Source organism: Halobacterium yunchengense (genome assembly GCF_037031165.1).
Classification (GTDB): Archaea; Halobacteriota; Halobacteria; order Halobacteriales; family Halobacteriaceae; genus Halobacterium; species Halobacterium yunchengense.
On record NZ_JAYEZL010000002.1, the window covers coordinates 515323 to 529867 of the forward strand.

Below are 14545 nucleotides of genomic sequence, written 5' to 3' on the forward strand. Positions count from 1 at the left end.
CGGGAAAAGGCTACTCGTCGCCGCCGAGCAGGTCGTCGGTCGCGGCGACGTCGGCGAACTCGCCGCGGAGGTGCGCGAGCGCGGCGCGGTGGTTCGCGTCGGCGTCGATGCGGCCGCCGTCGTGGGTCTCGCGGTCGAACGTCGCGGTGGCGTCGGCGACCACGGTGACGTCGTAGCCGCGGTTCTCGGCCATCCGCGCGGTCGTCGACACGCAGTGGTCGGTCGTCAGCCCGCAGACGACGAGTTCGTCGTGGCCGCGCTCGCGCAGCCAGCCGTCGAGGCCGGTGTCGACGAACGCGCCGTTGACGGACTTCGCGAACGTCGGCTCGCCGTCCACGGGTTCGGTCTCGGGCTTCCACGCGAACCCCTCGCGGTCGCCGCGGAGCGGGCTCTCGGGCTCCGTGGAGTCGTGGCGGACGTGCACCACCGGGTCGCCGCGGTCGCGCCACGCGTCGAGCAGGCGCGCGGCGTTGTCCTCCGCGTCGGCGTTGTTGCGGTCGCCGTACGACGGGTCGTCGAATCCCGCCTGGAAGTCCACGAGCACGAGGACGGCGGTCATGCGCGCTCCATCGCGGTGACGCTCGGCGTCACGTCGAGCGGGCACGTCGCCGGCGCCTGGTCGTCGTCCTCGCCGAGGAGGTACTGCGGCCACTCGCGGTCGCCGTCCTGTCCCCACTCGCCGAGGTCGGCGTGCGGGCACGCCGCGTCGTCGTACTCCTCGAGCCGGCTGCGGATCCGGTCGCGGGCGCGCTGGCCGGCCTCCGTGTCGCCCGTGATGCCCTCGAAGATGGCCCGCGGCTGGAACGTCACCTCCAGGCCCACCGGGCAGTAGCGGCTCTGGCGCTGCTCGTAGAACGGCGCGCGCGCCGTCGGGAAGATGGGTTCGCCGCCGAAGCAGAACTCCCAGTAGGGGTCGTCGGGGTCGGTCGGGATGTCCTCGGGCCACGGCTCGGGGTCCTCGACGTGGAGGAACTGGAGGACGTGCCAGAACCGCTCGTGCCACTCCGCCTCGGTGAGGTCCCCCTCGGGCGGCCGGAAGAACACCGCGAAGCTCACGCGGTCGCCGTGCTCCCGGTAGGTGTCGAGGAACTCCAGGAGCGCGTCCCGGAGTTCGAAGAGGGCGTCGGGGTCCGTGGTGGAGTCGACGAACGCGTACAGCGGCCGCCCCTCCTCGACGGACGCCTTCCCGAAGAAGCAGGGGAACGGCGCGCCGTCGCGCTCGCCGGTGACCGACGCGGTGAAGTTCTCGAAGTGGCGCTGCGCCCACGCCGGGAGGTCGCCGCGCTCGACGCGCGCGGCGGCGGTGTCGTGGTCGAGCACCGCACCGAGGCCGGGCTCGTTCATACCCGAACCTGTGCGGCCGATTCGCCTTCCGTGTTTCGAGTGCCGACAGAAGAACCGGCCTCGACCGCCCTCGCTCGCGCCGCCGCCGCCGGCGGCCCCCGGGTCGGCGGGGACCGCCAGCGGTATCTCGACGCGGACGCTACTCGCGGCCATGAGCAAGTGGCTGGAGTCCGGCCTCCGGAGGGACGTCTGCGTGGTCGTCGCCGGCGAGGGCGACCCCACCCAGCAGTCGGTCAAGCGCGCCGTCGAGCGGAAGAACGACGACCGCATCCGGCCGAAGCGGTTCAACGGCGCCGTCCGGAAACTCGAGGACGCCGGCCTCCTCGACCGCGAACCGGACGGCGTCCACGACCGCCTGACGCTCACCGAGGCGGGCGTCAGGCGCCTGCGCGAGCACCGCGAGTGGGTGACCGACCGGCTCGCGGACTGGGACGGCGAGCCCTGACCGGGGCGCGCGTCGTGGGTGCCGGCGCCTGGCGCGCACGGTCGGTCCGCGCGGTCAGTCCGCGCGGGCGCTCTCGAAGTAGACGGACGTGTCCTCGCTGGCCGCCCGCGTGGTCACCGCGGAGACGCCGACGGTGAGCACGAGGCCGACGGCCATCCCCACGACGCTCGGCAGCCAGCCCCAGTACGCGTCCGCGAGGACCGGGACGCCGGCGAGCGTGACGGTCGGCCCGAACACGGCCGCGAGGTAGAACAGCTGGCTGCCGGCGACGCCGGCGACCACGCCGCTGTGCGTCGTTCCGCGCCAGTAGAGCGCGACCGCGACCGGGAGCGCGAGCTGCGCGAAGCCGCCGAACGCGGTCTCGCCGATCTCCACGAGGGTCCCGGGCTCGAAGAGGCTCGCGACGAACGCCGCCGATGCGAACGCCACGACGCCGACGCGCCCGAGGAAGTGCTCGAACTCCTCGCTGGCGTCCGCGTTCACGAACGGCCGGTAGAGGTCCCGCGTGAAGTACGACGCCCCGGAGAGCAGCATCGAGTCCGACGAGGACATCATCGCGGCGAGCGCGCCCGCGACGACGAGCGCAGCGAACCAGCCGGGCGTGTACTCCGCGAGCAGCACGGGGAGGACGTTGCCGCCCTCCGGCACCGCGAGGCCGACGCCCTGCGCCCACGACCCGAGGAGGAACGCCGGCACGAACAGCAATACGACGAGCACGGGCCACAGCGCGAACGTGCGTTTCAGGACTCGCTCGGACTTCCCGACGAAGAACCGCTGGTTCACCTGCGGGAACATCGTCACGCCGAACGCGATGCCGACCGCCTGCGAGAGCATCCACTGCGGCGAGTAGACGCCGCCGCCGAGCGCGCGGAACTCCGCGGGCATCGCCGCCGCGAGCCCGCCGGGTTCGGCGGCGAGCACGGCGGCGACCCACGCGAACGCCAGCCACACCATCGACAGCATGAACACGCCCTGGAGGGTGTCCGTCCACGCGACGCCGCGCATCCCCGCGAGGACGACGTACGCGATCATGAACAGCGTGACGAAGCCGGCGCCCGCCCAGTAGGGGACCGCGCCGTCCGTCAGCGCCGCCAGGGCGGTGCCGGCGCCGACCTGCTGTAACATCACGTACGGGAACAGCCAGAAGACGCTGACGCCCGCCACGAGCCCGCGCAGTGCCTTCGACCCGAAGCGGTCCCCGAGCATCTCCCCGAGGGTCACGTAGCCGTGCGCGCGCCCGAGCAGCCACTGCCGGTAGCCGAGGAGGTACCACAGCAGGCCGAAGAGGACGCCGTCCATCAGCCCCATCACGAGAATCCACTCGGGGCCGGAGCCGTACGCGACGTTCGGGCCGCCGAAGAACGTGAACGCCGAGAGGAGGGTCGCGAACGTCGTGAACAGGAGCACGCCGGTGCCGAGGCCACGGCCCGCGAGGTAGTAGTCCTCGGCGGTGCGGTCGGTGACGCGGTAGGCGACGACGCCCACCGCGAGCGCCGCGAGCACGTACGCGACGACGATGCCGACCTCCAGCAGGACGCTCACCGCTGCACCTCCGCGAACGTCCCCCAGCCGCGGCGCGCGAACGCGGCGAACGCCACCGCGGTCACCAGCATCCACGCGACGTGCCACCACAGCCAGACCGGCAGGCCGGCGACCATCGACGCGTCGTTCCACAGGAACCACGGGATGGCGAACGCGACGAGCACGACGAACACGATACCCCAGCCGAGAGCCGAACGCCACGCCATGTTACACTACTGTCTCTACCAAACCGGGTTAAGTGTTGCTGAAAACCTCCGTAACGGAGATAGTAGAGATATTTTCTCTTGAAACGCGGTTCCACGGACTTCGAGCTTCGACTCCCGCTCCGCGGGGACCGACCGCGGCGGAGTCACGACAGCTATTTCCCGCGTGCGTCCGTAGTAACAAAGAGAGCGAGACTGATGGAGGACACCGCGAAGTACCTCATCCACGCGGACTTCGTCGCCGACGGGGTCGTCGAACGCACCGACGTGGTCGGCGCCGCCTTCGGGCAGACCGAGGGCCTGCTGGGCGACGACCTCGACATCCGCGACCTGCAGGACTCCGCGAAGCTCGGCCGCATCGACGTCTCCGTCGACAGCGAGGGCGGCCAGTCGTTCGGCACCATCACCATCGCGTCCAGCCTCGACCGCGTCGAGACCGCGACGCTGGCGGCCGCCCTCGAGGCCGTCGAGCGCATCGGGCCGTGCCGCGCGCAGGTCGAGGTCCAGCGCATCGAGGACGTCCGGGCCGCGAAGCGCCGCGACATCGTCGACCGCGCGAAGGAGCTGCTCGCGACGGCGTTCGACGAGGGCGCCATCGACTCCGAGGACATCCTCCGCGAGGTCCGCGAGAGCGTCCGCGTCGAGGACATCACGGAGTACGAGGGGCTGCCCGCCGGCCCGAACGTCGCGTCCAGCGACGCCGTCCTCGTCGTGGAGGGCCGCGCGGACGTCTCGAACCTCCTCCAGTACGGCATCAAGAACGCCGTCGCCGTCGAGGGCACGGACGTCCCCGACGCCGTCGCCGACCTCACCGCGGACCGGACCGCGACCGCGTTCCTCGACGGCGACCGCGGCGGCGACATGATCCGGCGCGAGCTCGACCAGGTCGGCGACCTCGACTACGTCGCCCGCGCGCCCCGCGGCGAGTCCGTCGAGGACCTCTCTCGGCAGGCCGTCGACGCGGCGCTCCGCGACAAGACGCCGGCCGACGCCGCGACCCCGGTCGGCGTCGACGCGGCGGACGCGGACGGCGACGCCCCGGCCGACTCGGCGGAGGACGCGAAGGTCGACGAGGCGACGGCGGCGACCGACGGGAGCACCGCGCCCGCGCCCGAGACGGCCGCCGCCGAGCGACCGGCGACGACCCAGCGGTCGACGGACGCGCCGGCCGCCGGCGACGCGACGGAACCGGAGACCGGCGACGCCACCGACCGGGCGACGGACGCCGCCACGGACCCGGGGACAGCGGCCACGACCGACCCCGAACGCGGCGACGCGGACGACCGGACCGACGACCCCGGCGCGGCGCTGTCGCTGTCCGACCACGTCGACGCCGTCGCCGGGAGCGGCACCGCGCGCTTCCTCGACGGCGACCTCGCCGTGGTCGCAGCGCCCGACGCCGCCGACGCGTTCGCCGAACTGGACGCGGCCGACGACGCCCCGCGCGTGGTCGTCCTCGACGACGCCGTCACGCAGCGCCTGCTCGACGTCGCCGCCCAGCGGGACGTCGCGACGCTCGTCGGCGCGTCGACGGGCGAGTTCGTGAAACAGCCCGCGGGCGTCCGCGTCCACACGTTCGAGGACTACTGACGCCCGCGAGTCGACGCCGGCGACTCGTTCGAGGACTACTGACGACGGCCCCTGACGTCGGTTACTGACGACGGCCCCTGACGTCGGTTACTGACGACGGCCCCTGACGTCGGTTACTGACGACGGCTCCAGCGGCGGCACCGCTGTCTTGTTGCTCTCGCCGACTGTCGTTCCAGAACGATTGCTCGCCCGCCGCGAATCGCCTCAGGCGACGTGGCCGAGGAGCGCGAGCGCGCCGCCGGCCAGACCGCCCGTGAGCGTCGCGAGGAAGTTCACGCCCTGGTTCCCGACGACGTCGCCCTCGAGGACCGCGCCCGCGAGGCTGTCCGCGGTCATGCCGGCGAACCCGGCGGCGACGACGACGCCCGCGCCCACCGGCCCGAACCCGAACACGGCGACGCAGAGCCCGGCGATGAGCGCCGCGCCCGCCAGCCCGGCAAGTTCGCCCTGCCAGGTCACCGCGCCGTCCGTCCCGGGTTCGACGCGCTCGAACGTCGTGATCAGTCGCGGGCCGTCGAAGAGCCCGCCGACCTCGCTGGAGAGCGTGTCCGCGAGTGCGGTCGCGACGGCGCCGGCGTACGCGAACTGGTAGGCGGGCGCCGTCAGCGGCACGTGGGCGTGGGCGGCGTACAGGAGGAGCGCGACGAGCGCCGCCGCCGAGTTCCCGAGGACGTTGCCCGTGCCCCGGGCGCCCTCGTTCTCCTCGGCGACGCCGCGCTCGAGTTTGCGGTCGTACCGGAACTTCGTCGTGAGGCTGCCGACGATGAAGAACGCCAGCAGCACCGCGTACCAGCCGTAGCCGCCGAGGACGACCGCGAACAGCCCGAGCAGGACGCCGGTCAGCATCCCGGCGACCGACCCGGCGTCCAGCGCGTAGGAGACGTACCCGAACAGCGTGGTGACGCCGAGCGCGACGAACACGCGCTCGTAGGCCGCCGCCGTCGACAGCGACTCGACCGGCGCGAGCACCGCGAGCAGCCACAGCAGGAGCGCGACGGTGACCACCACGACGGCGTCGTCCCGCCCGACGAACACCGACCGGAGCACGCCCGCGACGAGCGCGCCGCTGGACGCGACGAACACCCAGTAGGGGACGGCCTCCGACGCGGCCGTGCCAGCGAGCGCGGCCGCGGCCGCCTGCCCCGCCAGCGCCGCGACCGTGCCGGCCGCGACGAACCCGGCCATCGAGACCGCGCGGTCCTCGCGCACCTGGAGGACGAGGCGCCGCCCGAGGTCGCCGTACCCGACGGCGAGCACGGTCGCGACGAACACCCCGACGGGCACCCCGAAGACGGGGACGAGCAGCCCGACGCCCGTCGCCGCGAGCGCGAACCCCGCGAGCGTCCGCAGGCGGCCCTCGCGGCGGTCCCGCGGCGTCGAGAACACGTCGAACAGCCAGCCGTCGGTCACCGTCAGCGCGGCGGCCGCGACGACCGCGAACGGGGCCGCTGTCGCAGCCCCGAGCAGCGGCGCGGCCAGCACCAGCGTCGCCACGGCCGCGAACGCCGCGGCGCGGCGGAGACTCCGGTTCACGTCCTCCGGGGGTTGCCCGGGACTGCACTTAACTTCCCCGAACCCGCGGGCTCGCGGCGTCGGACGGCTGTCGTGCGTCCGCGGGCGGCCCGAGACCCGCAAGATTTTGAACGCGGCCGGCCGACCACCCGGTGTGGGTCTCTACGACCGGTACCTCGCCCTCCGGGTCCGCCGCCACGACGCCGACTCGCCCGACCACGTCGCGCTCGTCATCACCGAACGCGACCTCCTGGAGGCGGGCGCCTACGACACGCTCGCGGACTTCTACGGGTGGGCGTTCGACTACGGCGCCGACCGCGTCACGGTCTACGTCAGCGTGCTCGACGAGGCCGCGGCGCCGACGCTGGAACGCGAACTCGCGAACGTCCCCGCGCCCCGCGAGGTGGCCGTCCGCGGCCCCGAGGACGACCGGCGCGCGGACGCCCCTATCCAGGTGAGCGTCGGCCTCGGCGGCAAACACGAGTTCGCGACGGCCGTCAGGCACGTCGCCGAGGCCGTCGACGACGGCGAGATGGCTCCGGCGGACGTCGACGAGGACGTCATCGAGGGCGAACTCGTGTTCCCCGAGGAGCCCGACCTCGTCATCAAGACCGGCGCCGAGCGGCTCTCGGACTTCATGATCTGGCAGTCAGTCTACTCGGAGCTGTACTTCACGGACGTGAACTGGCGGGACTTCCGGAAACGCGACTACCTGCGCGCGGTCCTGGACTACGAGAACCGCCAGCGCAGGTTCGGGCGGTAGGCGGACGGTTCGGGCGCCGCGGGTCGACCGTTCGCTCTCCCCTCCACTAGCCGCCCTCCGGCGGCGTCCCCCACGCCTCGCGGGCCGCCGCGAGGGAGTCCGCGACGCGCTCGCCTCGGTAACCGAAGATGTCCTCGTAGCCCGTCTCGGACATCAGAACCGGGTAGAAGGGGTCGTCGGCGACGTACTCCTCGTCGGGCGTCGCGGCGTACGCGGTGCCGGCGTCGACGCGCTCGAAGTTGTCCACGAGCAGGCCGACGTCGTCCTCGCCGGCGGGCTTCTCGACGGCGTCCCGCATCGTGTAGAACGCCGGCGACCCGGTCTTCGGGTCGTCCGGCAGGGCGTCGGTGAGCCGGAGGAACGCCCGCACGAGCTTGGTGGCGTTCTGGGTGGCGTCCTCGGTGAGCTGGCGGCCGACCTCGACGCTGACGACGCGCTCGCAGGACGTGAACGCGCCGTCCACGGCTGGGTCGTGGTTCACGACGTGTTCGAGCGGCAGGCGGGCGGCGGCGGCCTGGGCGGCGGGGTGGTCGCCGGAGACGAACGCCAGCGGCTCCGCCGACGAGTGCGTCGCGTGCATCGAGAGCGCGAGACTGCCGTCGACCGCCTCCCCCAGCTGCGCGGCGAGCCGGCGTTCGCGCTCGCCGGCGTCCGGGTCCCCGGGGAACACGCGGTTCATGTCCGCGTCGAGGTAGCGCCGGTGGGCCACCGCGGCGGGCGGGTTCGCGACCACGAACTTCACCGGGCGCTCGAGGTCGGGTTCGGTGTCGAGGACGTGCCGGATGGCCCGCAGGCCGCTCGGTTCGTCGCCGTGGACGCCGCCGACCACCGCGAGGTCGGGGTCGCCGTCGCCGAGTACCGTCGCGTCGATGGTGACGTCGTCGCCGAACACGTCCTCGGGTACGCCCGCCGGCCCGTAAGGTCCGGTGGCCGCGAGGCCGTACGGTCCGGTGGCCCCGGCGAGCCGCTGCACGCGGCGGGTCGCGGCGCGGTCCGTCCGGCAGTCAGTCCGCCGACCGCCCCTCGGCGTCGACGTCCTCCGGCGGGTCCGGGAGCGTGCCCTTGAGGCGGTCGAGGACGCGCCGCGCCTCGCCGACCTCGGTGCCGAGCGCGCGGACGAGCGCGAGCGCTCGCTTCGCCCGCGTGCGCCGCCAGGACGCCTCCCGGGACTCGTAGGTGCGGACGGCGCGCAGGAAGTCCACCTTCGAGAACTCCGGCCAGTACGGCGTGCAGAAGAAGACGGCGGCCTCGCTGCCGTTCGCGTGCCACGGCAGGAAGTTGGACGTGCGCTCGTCGCCGCCGGTCCGGATGATGAGGTCGACGTCCCGCACGGGGCTCGTGTGGAGCCGCGACTCGATCTCGTCGAGGTCGACATCCGCGGGGTCGAGGTCGCCGCGGTCGACGGCGTCGGCGACGCCCTTCGCGGCGTCGAGGAGCTCCGCGCGGCCGCCGTACGCCAGCGCGATGTTCAGCGCGAACCCGTCGTAGCCCGCGGTCCGCGACTCGGCGTACTCGACGGCGTCCCGCACGCGTCCGGGGAGGCGGTCCGTGTCGCCGATGGCCCGGATCCGGACGCGCTCCTCGTGGACGCGGTCGGCGTCCGCGAACTCGGTGAGCTTCGCCTCGAGGAGGTCGAAGAGGTGTTGTTGCTGTTCCTCAGGTCGCTCGAAGTTCTCCGTGGAGAACGCGTACAGGGTGAGCTCCTCGACGCCGAGTTCGGCACACCAGTCCAGCACCCGCTCGGTGGTCTGGGCGCCGTCGTCGTAGCCGTCGGTCGCGTCGTCGCCGCGCTCGCGGGCGTACCGGCGGTTGCCGTCCTGGATGACGGCGACGTGGGCCGGCGCGCCGTCGATCTCGCGCCGGAGCAGGCGCTCGTAGACGGCGTCGACCGCCGCGTCGAGGTGCTCGCGCATCACCCGGAGTGACGACGGAGGGACGTATCAGCCTTCTGCTCGCCGCCCACCCGCTCGCGCGGCAGGCGAGGGACGGCGAGACCGCGGATGCGGTGGGGGAGGGTCGTGGATGCGGTGGGGGAGGAGCCGCAGATTCCCGAACGTCGGGAACGGCGACGGGAACCGCCACACGTATTGCTCGCAGCCGTGACCGTCGGAGTATGAGCGAGACGGTCGACGAGGACCTCTACCGGGGCACGGTCGAACTCCTGAAGCCGGGCGACATCAGCCTCGCGGGCGCGGTCGTGCACACGACCTACGACTCCAGCGAGGAGAGCATGCTCCACCAGCTCACGCTGGACGCCGGCGACGCGGTCGCCGAGCACGGCGACGCCGGGGACACGTACGTCTACTCGGGCAACGACAGCGACGAGTTCGGCGTGAACCAGCACCAGGGGCTCACCCTCGCGGACGACGAGTTCGTCTGGGAGTGCCAGCAGCTCCTCCGCGAGGGGACCTTCGACCTCGTGCTGTACTGGGAGGCGACCGGCGACCACGACGCGGTGCTCGCGGACATCCGCGACCTCGACGGCGTCGACCGCGTCGTCGGCGTCACCGAGGACGGCTACGACGAGTGAGGGCCGAGGCGGGTCGTTTATGGTCGGGGACGCCCGACGTGGGGACATGGACGTATCGGAGTTAGACGACCGGGACCGCGCGGTGCTGAACGCGTTCCAGGGGGGGTTCCCGGTCGTCCACCGGCCGTTCGAACCGGCCGCCCACGCGCTCCGCTCGCGCGGCGTCGACGTCGACCCGGCCGGCCTGCTCGACCGCGTGCGGACGCTCGACGAGGAGGGGGTACTGACGCGGTTCGGCGCGCTCATCGACGCCGAGGAGATCGGCGGTAGCGCGTCGCTGGTGGCGATGCACGCGCCCGAGGACGAGTACGACGAGGTGGCCGAGACGGTCAACGGCTTCCGGGAGGTCGCGCACAACTACGAGCGCGAGCACCCCCACCTGAACATGTGGTTCGTCGTCTCCGTGGCGGACGCCGACCGCGTCCCCGAGGTGCTGTCGGCCATCGAGGACGAGACCGGCCAGGAGACGTACAACCTCCCGAAGCAGCGGGAGTTCCGCGTGGAGGCGAAGTTCCTCGTGGACGGCCCGGTCCCCGAGGGCGACGTGGACCTCTCGCACCTCGGGCCGACGCCGGAGCCGACCGACCGGGGCACGCTCACGCCGGCCGAGCGCGACCTCGTGCTCGCCGTCCAGGACGGCCTCCCAATCGTGGAGACGCCGTACGAGGCGGTCGCCGACGAGATCGGCGCGGACGTCGACTGGGTCGTGGAGACGCTGCGGCGGTTCAACGAGGAGGGGAAGGTCCGGCGGGTCGGCGTCATCCCGAACCACTACGCGCTCGGGTACACGGAGAACGGGATGACCGTCTGGGACGTGCCCGACGACGTCGTCGCGGACGTCGGCCCGGCGGTCGCGAGCCTGGACTTCGTGACGCACTGCTACGAGCGGCCGCGACACGACGGCGTGTGGCCGTACAACTTCTTCGCGATGACCCACGGCCGCAGCGAGGCAGAGAGCCGCGAGCGCATCGAGCGCGTCCGCGAGGTGATGGCCGAGTACTGGGACGTCGGCGACGACGACTGGGACACGCTGTTCTCGACGCGCATCCTGAAGAAGACGGGCATCCGCCTCGCGGAGCGCGCGGACGCCAACACCGCCTGATGATCCCGCTCGTCCACGACTTCGCGGGCGAGACGGTCCTCGTGGTCGGCGGCGGCAGCGTGGGCGCGCGGAAGGCGCGCCGGTTCGCGCGCGAGGCGGACGTGGTCGTGGTGAGTCCGACGTTCGCCGACGCGGACTTCGGCGGCGCCGACCGCGTGCGCGCTGCACCGTCCCCCGACGAGGCCCGGGACTGGGTCGAACGCACGGACCCGGCGCTCGTCGTCGCCGCGACGGACGACGACGAGGTGAACGACGCGTTCGCGGCGGCGGCCCGCGAGGCGGGCGCGCTCGCGAACCGCGCGGACCGGGCGGGCCGCCGGGACGCCGGCAGCGTCGTCGTCCCGGCGACGGTGCGCGACGACCCGGTGACGGTCGCGGTGACGACGGGCGGGTCGAGTCCGGCGCTCGCGAAGCACCTCCGCGAGCGCGTCGAGGCCGAACTCGAGGGCGCCGGCGCGATGGCCGAACTGACCGCCGACCTGCGGGCGGACCTGCGGGCCGCGGACGTCCCGCCGGACGTCCGGCGGGACGCGGTGCGGGCGGTCGTGCGGTCGGGGCCGGTTTGGAAGGCTTTACGTACTGGTGGGACGAACCCTCGGAAAAGCGCCGACGACGTGGTCGAGGACGTCGTCGGGGAGTCGGAGTGGTCCACGTGAACGGAAACACTGGCGTCGTCTCGGGCGTCCGGGTCTCGCACGAGTCGGCCTCCCTCACGGAACTGGAGGCCGCCAGCGCCGGCAGCGAGACGGACGCGCTGGAGGCGCTGCTCTCCCAGCCGCCGGTCGAGGAGGCGTTCGTCGTCCAGACGTGCCACCGGTCGGAGGCGTACGTGGTCGCCGCGGACGGCACGACGGGGCGGCGCGCGCTCGCGAACGCGGGGTTCGACCCGGCCGCCGCGGGCGCGGTCGGCATGGGCCACGAGGAGAGCCTCCGCCACCTGCTGCGCGTCGCGGCCGGCCTGGAGTCGCTGGTCGTCGGCGAGGACCAGATCCTCGGCCAGATACGGGACGCCTACGACCGCGCGAAGGACGCCGGCGGCATCGGGCACGTGCTCCGGCAGGCCGTCACGAAGGCGATCCACGTCGGCGAGCGCGCGCGGACGGAGACGGCCATCAACGAGGGCGTGACGTCGCTCGGGAGCGCGGCCGTCGAACTGGCCGCCCGGGAGACGGACGTCGCGGGCGGGACGGCGCTCGTCGTCGGCGCGGGCGAGATGGGCGCGCTCGCGGCGAAGGCGTTCGCGGCCGCGGACGCCGGCCGCGTGGTGGTCGCGAACCGCACCGTCGAGCGCGCCGAGCGCGTCGCGGAGGCCGTGGACGCGCCGACGGCGGCGACCGACCTCGGCGACGTCGACGAGCGCGCCGCGGCCGCGGACGTCGTGGTGACCGCGACCGCGAGCGCGGACTACGTCCTGGACGACGACGCGCTCGCGGCCGCCGGCGAGACGGTGGTCGTCGACCTCGCACAGCCGCGGGACGTCCACCCGGCCGCCGACGGGGTGTGCGGCGTCTCCGTGTTCGACCTCGGCGACCTGGAGTCGGTGACGGCGTCGACCCGCGAGCAGCGCGAGCGGGCCGCCCAGCAGGTCGAGGCGATGCTGGAGGCGGAGTTCCAGCGGCTGCTCGCCCAGTACAAGCGCAAGCGCGCCGACGAGGTCATCGCGCGCATGTACGAGAGCGCGGACCGCCTGAAGGCCCGCGAGGTCTCGACGGCCGTCAGCCAGCTGGAGGCCGTCGGCGGCGAGGTCTCCGAGGAGGAACGCGAGGTCGTGGAGTCGATGGCGGACGCGCTGGTCAGCCAGCTGCTGGCGGCGCCGACGAAGAGCCTCCGGGACGCCGCCGAGCAGGACGACTGGTCGACCATCGCGACCGCCCTGGAGCTGTTCGACCCGGAGTTCGAGGACGGGATGCCGTTCGACGTCGAGCAGGACGCGCTCGCGCAGGCCGAGTCCGAGGACTAGCTGTCGGCGCCGTCTCTCTGCGGTGCGGCCGACGGTTCCGTGCAGCCGCGACGCCTGGCGAGTAGCAGTGACGTCGCTGGCGAGTAGTGGTGGCGACCCCTGGCGGGTACCGTTATGGGGCTGGCGGACGACCACTCGCGCATGGCCGAGACGCTCTCCGCGGACGAACTGGCGGACCGACTGCCGGACGGCTGGGCGGTCGACGGCGACGAGATCGTGCGGACCTACGAGTTCGACGACTACCTGGCGGGCGTGGCGTTCGCCTCGGAGGTCGGCGAGCTCGCCGAGGAGGCGTTCCACCACCCCGAGATCCGCATCCGCTACGAGGAGGTCGAGGTCCGGTTCACCTCCCACGAGGCGGGCGGCGTGACCGAGCAGGACCTCGACCTGGCGGCGCGCTGCAACGACCGCCGGTAGATGGCCGCCGCGTACGCGTTCGCGGTGCGGTTCCGCCTCGACCCCGACCCGGGGGTGCGCGTCGACCCGCAGTCCTTCGAGACGCGGCTGTACCGCGACGCCGACGACCCCGGCGACCAGGGGTGGCTGTTCTTCCGGGACAACCTCTGGCGGGGCGACCTCGGCGACCCCGCGCACTTCCGGGCGCTCACCGAGGACGCGCTCGGCGTGCCCGTCGAGGCCGTCGAGTACCGCGCGTTCGAGACCGACGCGGCGTCCCTCGACGCCCTGAAGGCGGCGATCGGCGCGAACCTCGACCTGTTCAACGCCGACAGCACGACCGAGGTCCTGCACAAGTACTTCGGGAGCTCCATCGAGGTTCGGGACTGACCGGCGGCGTGGGAGGCCGCCGCACGCCGCCCGAAGACACTTCATGGAGCACCCCGTAGTCTAGTGTCCTATGGGTTCCCGCGCGGACTACGACGTCTGGCTGTTCGACCTCGACGGCACGCTCGTGGACACCGAGTGGTCGTACACGCGGGAGGTGTTCGACCGCGTCGGCGACCGCGTCGGCCACGAGTTCTCGGACTACCAGGCGGAAGTGCTGTGGCACGGCCTCGGCGGCAGCCGCGACGACCACCTCCGCGAGTGGGGGTTCGACCCGCCCGCGTTCTGGGACGCGTTCCACGAGGTCGAGGACCCGGGGGCGCGCGCCGAGGCGACCTACCTCTACGACGACGCCGCGCGCGTCGCCGACCTCGACGGCCCCGTGGGCGTGGTGACCCACTGCGCGGAGTTCCTCACCGGTCCGGTGCTGGACAGCCTCGACGTCGCGGACTGGTTCGACGTGGTGGTCTGCTGTGACGACGACATCGGCTGGAAGCCCGACCCGCGCCCGATCGAGCTCGCGCTCGCCGACCTCGGGGCCGACAACGGCCACGACGGGGTCTACGTCGGCGACGCCGCGAGCGACGTCGGCGCCGCGAAGAACGCGGGCCTGGACGGCGTGCACGTCGAACGCCACGACCCCCACAAGCGCGGGCACTGCGTGCTCGGCGACTACCGCATCGAGTCCGTCGAGGACCTCTTCCGGAAGCGGCGGTCCGCGGACTGACGGCCGCCGCGGACGGCGCGACCCAACTGCGGCGCGTCGTCAGT

General features: G+C 73.1%; 17 protein-coding genes. 10 read left to right on the top strand and 7 right to left on the bottom strand.

Annotated features, from left to right (window positions below; all coding sequences use genetic code 11):
- Positions 1 to 10: 10 nt before the first annotated feature.
- Both U5911_RS07885 and U5911_RS07890 read right to left on the bottom strand, forming a co-directional pair.
- The gene (locus tag U5911_RS07885) at positions 11 to 559 is read right to left on the bottom strand and encodes a cysteine hydrolase family protein (protein ID WP_336036429.1); all 549 of its coding nucleotides are present in this window, start codon (positions 557 to 559) and stop codon (positions 11 to 13) included.
- On the bottom strand, positions 556 to 1344 hold the full coding sequence (locus U5911_RS07890; RefSeq protein WP_336036430.1) for a YqcI/YcgG family protein: 789 nt from the start codon (positions 1342 to 1344) through the stop codon (positions 556 to 558). The genes U5911_RS07885 and U5911_RS07890 overlap by 4 nt, the downstream gene beginning before the upstream one ends.
- A gap of 151 nt (positions 1345 to 1495) precedes the next feature.
- Here U5911_RS07890 and U5911_RS07895 point away from each other — a divergent pair, with 151 nt between their 5' ends.
- Positions 1496 to 1789, top strand: coding sequence for a helix-turn-helix domain-containing protein (locus U5911_RS07895; protein WP_336036431.1), 294 nt, complete (start codon positions 1496 to 1498; stop codon positions 1787 to 1789).
- 54 nt (positions 1790 to 1843) lie between these two features.
- On the opposite strand, the gene U5911_RS07900 is transcribed toward U5911_RS07895, so the two are convergent.
- Both U5911_RS07900 and U5911_RS07905 read right to left on the bottom strand, forming a co-directional pair.
- A complete protein-coding gene (locus U5911_RS07900; protein WP_336036432.1) occupies positions 1844 to 3331 on the bottom strand; it encodes a sodium:solute symporter family protein in 1488 nt (495 codons plus the stop codon).
- Positions 3328 to 3537, bottom strand: a complete 210-nt coding sequence (locus U5911_RS07905) for a DUF3311 domain-containing protein (RefSeq protein ID WP_336036433.1) — start codon at positions 3535 to 3537, stop codon at positions 3328 to 3330. Before U5911_RS07905 ends, U5911_RS07900 begins: the two co-directional genes overlap by 4 nt.
- Positions 3538 to 3732: 195 nt before the next feature.
- Here U5911_RS07905 and dnaG point away from each other — a divergent pair, with 195 nt between their 5' ends.
- Positions 3733 to 5124: a DNA primase DnaG gene (gene dnaG, locus U5911_RS07910; protein ID WP_336036434.1), complete on the top strand. Its 1392-nt coding sequence runs from the start codon at positions 3733 to 3735 to the stop codon at positions 5122 to 5124.
- Between the two features lie 204 nt (positions 5125 to 5328).
- Here dnaG and U5911_RS07915 read toward each other — a convergent pair whose 3' ends face one another.
- On the bottom strand, positions 5329 to 6657 hold the full coding sequence (locus U5911_RS07915) for a DUF92 domain-containing protein (protein WP_336036435.1): 1329 nt from the start codon (positions 6655 to 6657) through the stop codon (positions 5329 to 5331).
- Positions 6658 to 6790: 133 nt separating this feature from the next.
- On the opposite strand from U5911_RS07915, the gene U5911_RS07920 reads away from it, so the two are divergent.
- Positions 6791 to 7399: an undecaprenyl diphosphate synthase family protein gene (locus U5911_RS07920; protein ID WP_336036437.1), complete on the top strand. Its 609-nt coding sequence runs from the start codon at positions 6791 to 6793 to the stop codon at positions 7397 to 7399.
- Between the two features lie 46 nt (positions 7400 to 7445).
- Here U5911_RS07920 and U5911_RS07925 read toward each other — a convergent pair whose 3' ends face one another.
- On the bottom strand, positions 7446 to 8291 hold the full coding sequence (locus U5911_RS07925; RefSeq protein WP_336036439.1) for a M14 family metallopeptidase: 846 nt from the start codon (positions 8289 to 8291) through the stop codon (positions 7446 to 7448).
- Between the two features lie 112 nt (positions 8292 to 8403).
- Positions 8404 to 9312 (bottom strand): polyprenyl diphosphate synthase, encoded by a 909-nt coding sequence (uppS, locus tag U5911_RS07930; protein ID WP_336036440.1) that lies wholly within the window; start codon positions 9310 to 9312, stop codon positions 8404 to 8406.
- A 200-nt stretch (positions 9313 to 9512) separates the two neighbouring features.
- Here uppS and U5911_RS07935 point away from each other — a divergent pair, with 200 nt between their 5' ends.
- The 7 genes from U5911_RS07935 to U5911_RS07965 all read left to right on the top strand — a co-directional run bounded on the left by U5911_RS07935 (position 9513) and on the right by U5911_RS07965 (position 14501).
- On the top strand, positions 9513 to 9929 hold the full coding sequence (locus tag U5911_RS07935) for a DUF5778 family protein (protein ID WP_336036441.1): 417 nt from the start codon (positions 9513 to 9515) through the stop codon (positions 9927 to 9929).
- Between the two features lie 46 nt (positions 9930 to 9975).
- Positions 9976 to 11031 (top strand): siroheme decarboxylase subunit beta, encoded by a 1056-nt coding sequence (gene ahbB, locus U5911_RS07940; RefSeq protein WP_336036442.1) that lies wholly within the window; start codon positions 9976 to 9978, stop codon positions 11029 to 11031.
- Positions 11031 to 11687 carry a precorrin-2 dehydrogenase/sirohydrochlorin ferrochelatase family protein gene (locus U5911_RS07945; RefSeq protein ID WP_336036444.1) on the top strand — a complete coding sequence of 219 codons (657 nt, stop codon included), beginning with the start codon at positions 11031 to 11033 and terminating at the stop codon, positions 11685 to 11687. Before ahbB ends, U5911_RS07945 begins: the two co-directional genes overlap by 1 nt.
- Positions 11684 to 12991, top strand: coding sequence for a glutamyl-tRNA reductase (gene hemA / locus U5911_RS07950; protein WP_336036446.1), 1308 nt, complete (start codon positions 11684 to 11686; stop codon positions 12989 to 12991). The genes U5911_RS07945 and hemA overlap by 4 nt, the downstream gene beginning before the upstream one ends.
- Before the next feature lie 141 nt (positions 12992 to 13132).
- On the top strand, positions 13133 to 13408 hold the full coding sequence (locus U5911_RS07955; RefSeq protein ID WP_336036447.1) for a 4a-hydroxytetrahydrobiopterin dehydratase: 276 nt from the start codon (positions 13133 to 13135) through the stop codon (positions 13406 to 13408).
- A complete protein-coding gene (lwrS, locus tag U5911_RS07960; RefSeq protein ID WP_336036448.1) occupies positions 13409 to 13777 on the top strand; it encodes an LWR-salt protein in 369 nt (122 codons plus the stop codon).
- Between the two features lie 70 nt (positions 13778 to 13847).
- Positions 13848 to 14501, top strand: a complete 654-nt coding sequence (locus U5911_RS07965) for an HAD family hydrolase (protein WP_336036449.1) — start codon at positions 13848 to 13850, stop codon at positions 14499 to 14501.
- Positions 14502 to 14545 lie beyond the last annotated feature (44 nt).

Bases quoted from the DNA above. Each gene is read 5' to 3' on its own strand.
- dnaG (WP_336036434.1), top strand. From the start codon at position 3,733: ATGGAGGACACCGCGAAGTACCTCATCCACGCGGACTTCGTCGCCGAC.
- uppS (WP_336036440.1), bottom strand. From the start codon at position 9,312: ATGCGCGAGCACCTCGACGCGGCGGTCGACGCCGTCTACGAGCGCCTG.
- U5911_RS07905 (WP_336036433.1), bottom strand. From the start codon at position 3,537: ATGGCGTGGCGTTCGGCTCTCGGCTGGGGTATCGTGTTCGTCGTGCTC.
- U5911_RS07935 (WP_336036441.1), top strand. From the start codon at position 9,513: ATGAGCGAGACGGTCGACGAGGACCTCTACCGGGGCACGGTCGAACTC.
- ahbB (WP_336036442.1), top strand. From the start codon at position 9,976: ATGGACGTATCGGAGTTAGACGACCGGGACCGCGCGGTGCTGAACGCG.
- U5911_RS07955 (WP_336036447.1), top strand. From the start codon at position 13,133: ATGGCCGAGACGCTCTCCGCGGACGAACTGGCGGACCGACTGCCGGAC.
- U5911_RS07895 (WP_336036431.1), top strand. From the start codon at position 1,496: ATGAGCAAGTGGCTGGAGTCCGGCCTCCGGAGGGACGTCTGCGTGGTC.
- U5911_RS07885 (WP_336036429.1), bottom strand. From the start codon at position 559: ATGACCGCCGTCCTCGTGCTCGTGGACTTCCAGGCGGGATTCGACGAC.
- lwrS (WP_336036448.1), top strand. From the start codon at position 13,409: ATGGCCGCCGCGTACGCGTTCGCGGTGCGGTTCCGCCTCGACCCCGAC.
- U5911_RS07945 (WP_336036444.1), top strand. From the start codon at position 11,031: ATGATCCCGCTCGTCCACGACTTCGCGGGCGAGACGGTCCTCGTGGTC.
- U5911_RS07965 (WP_336036449.1), top strand. From the start codon at position 13,848: ATGGGTTCCCGCGCGGACTACGACGTCTGGCTGTTCGACCTCGACGGC.
- U5911_RS07890 (WP_336036430.1), bottom strand. From the start codon at position 1,344: ATGAACGAGCCCGGCCTCGGTGCGGTGCTCGACCACGACACCGCCGCC.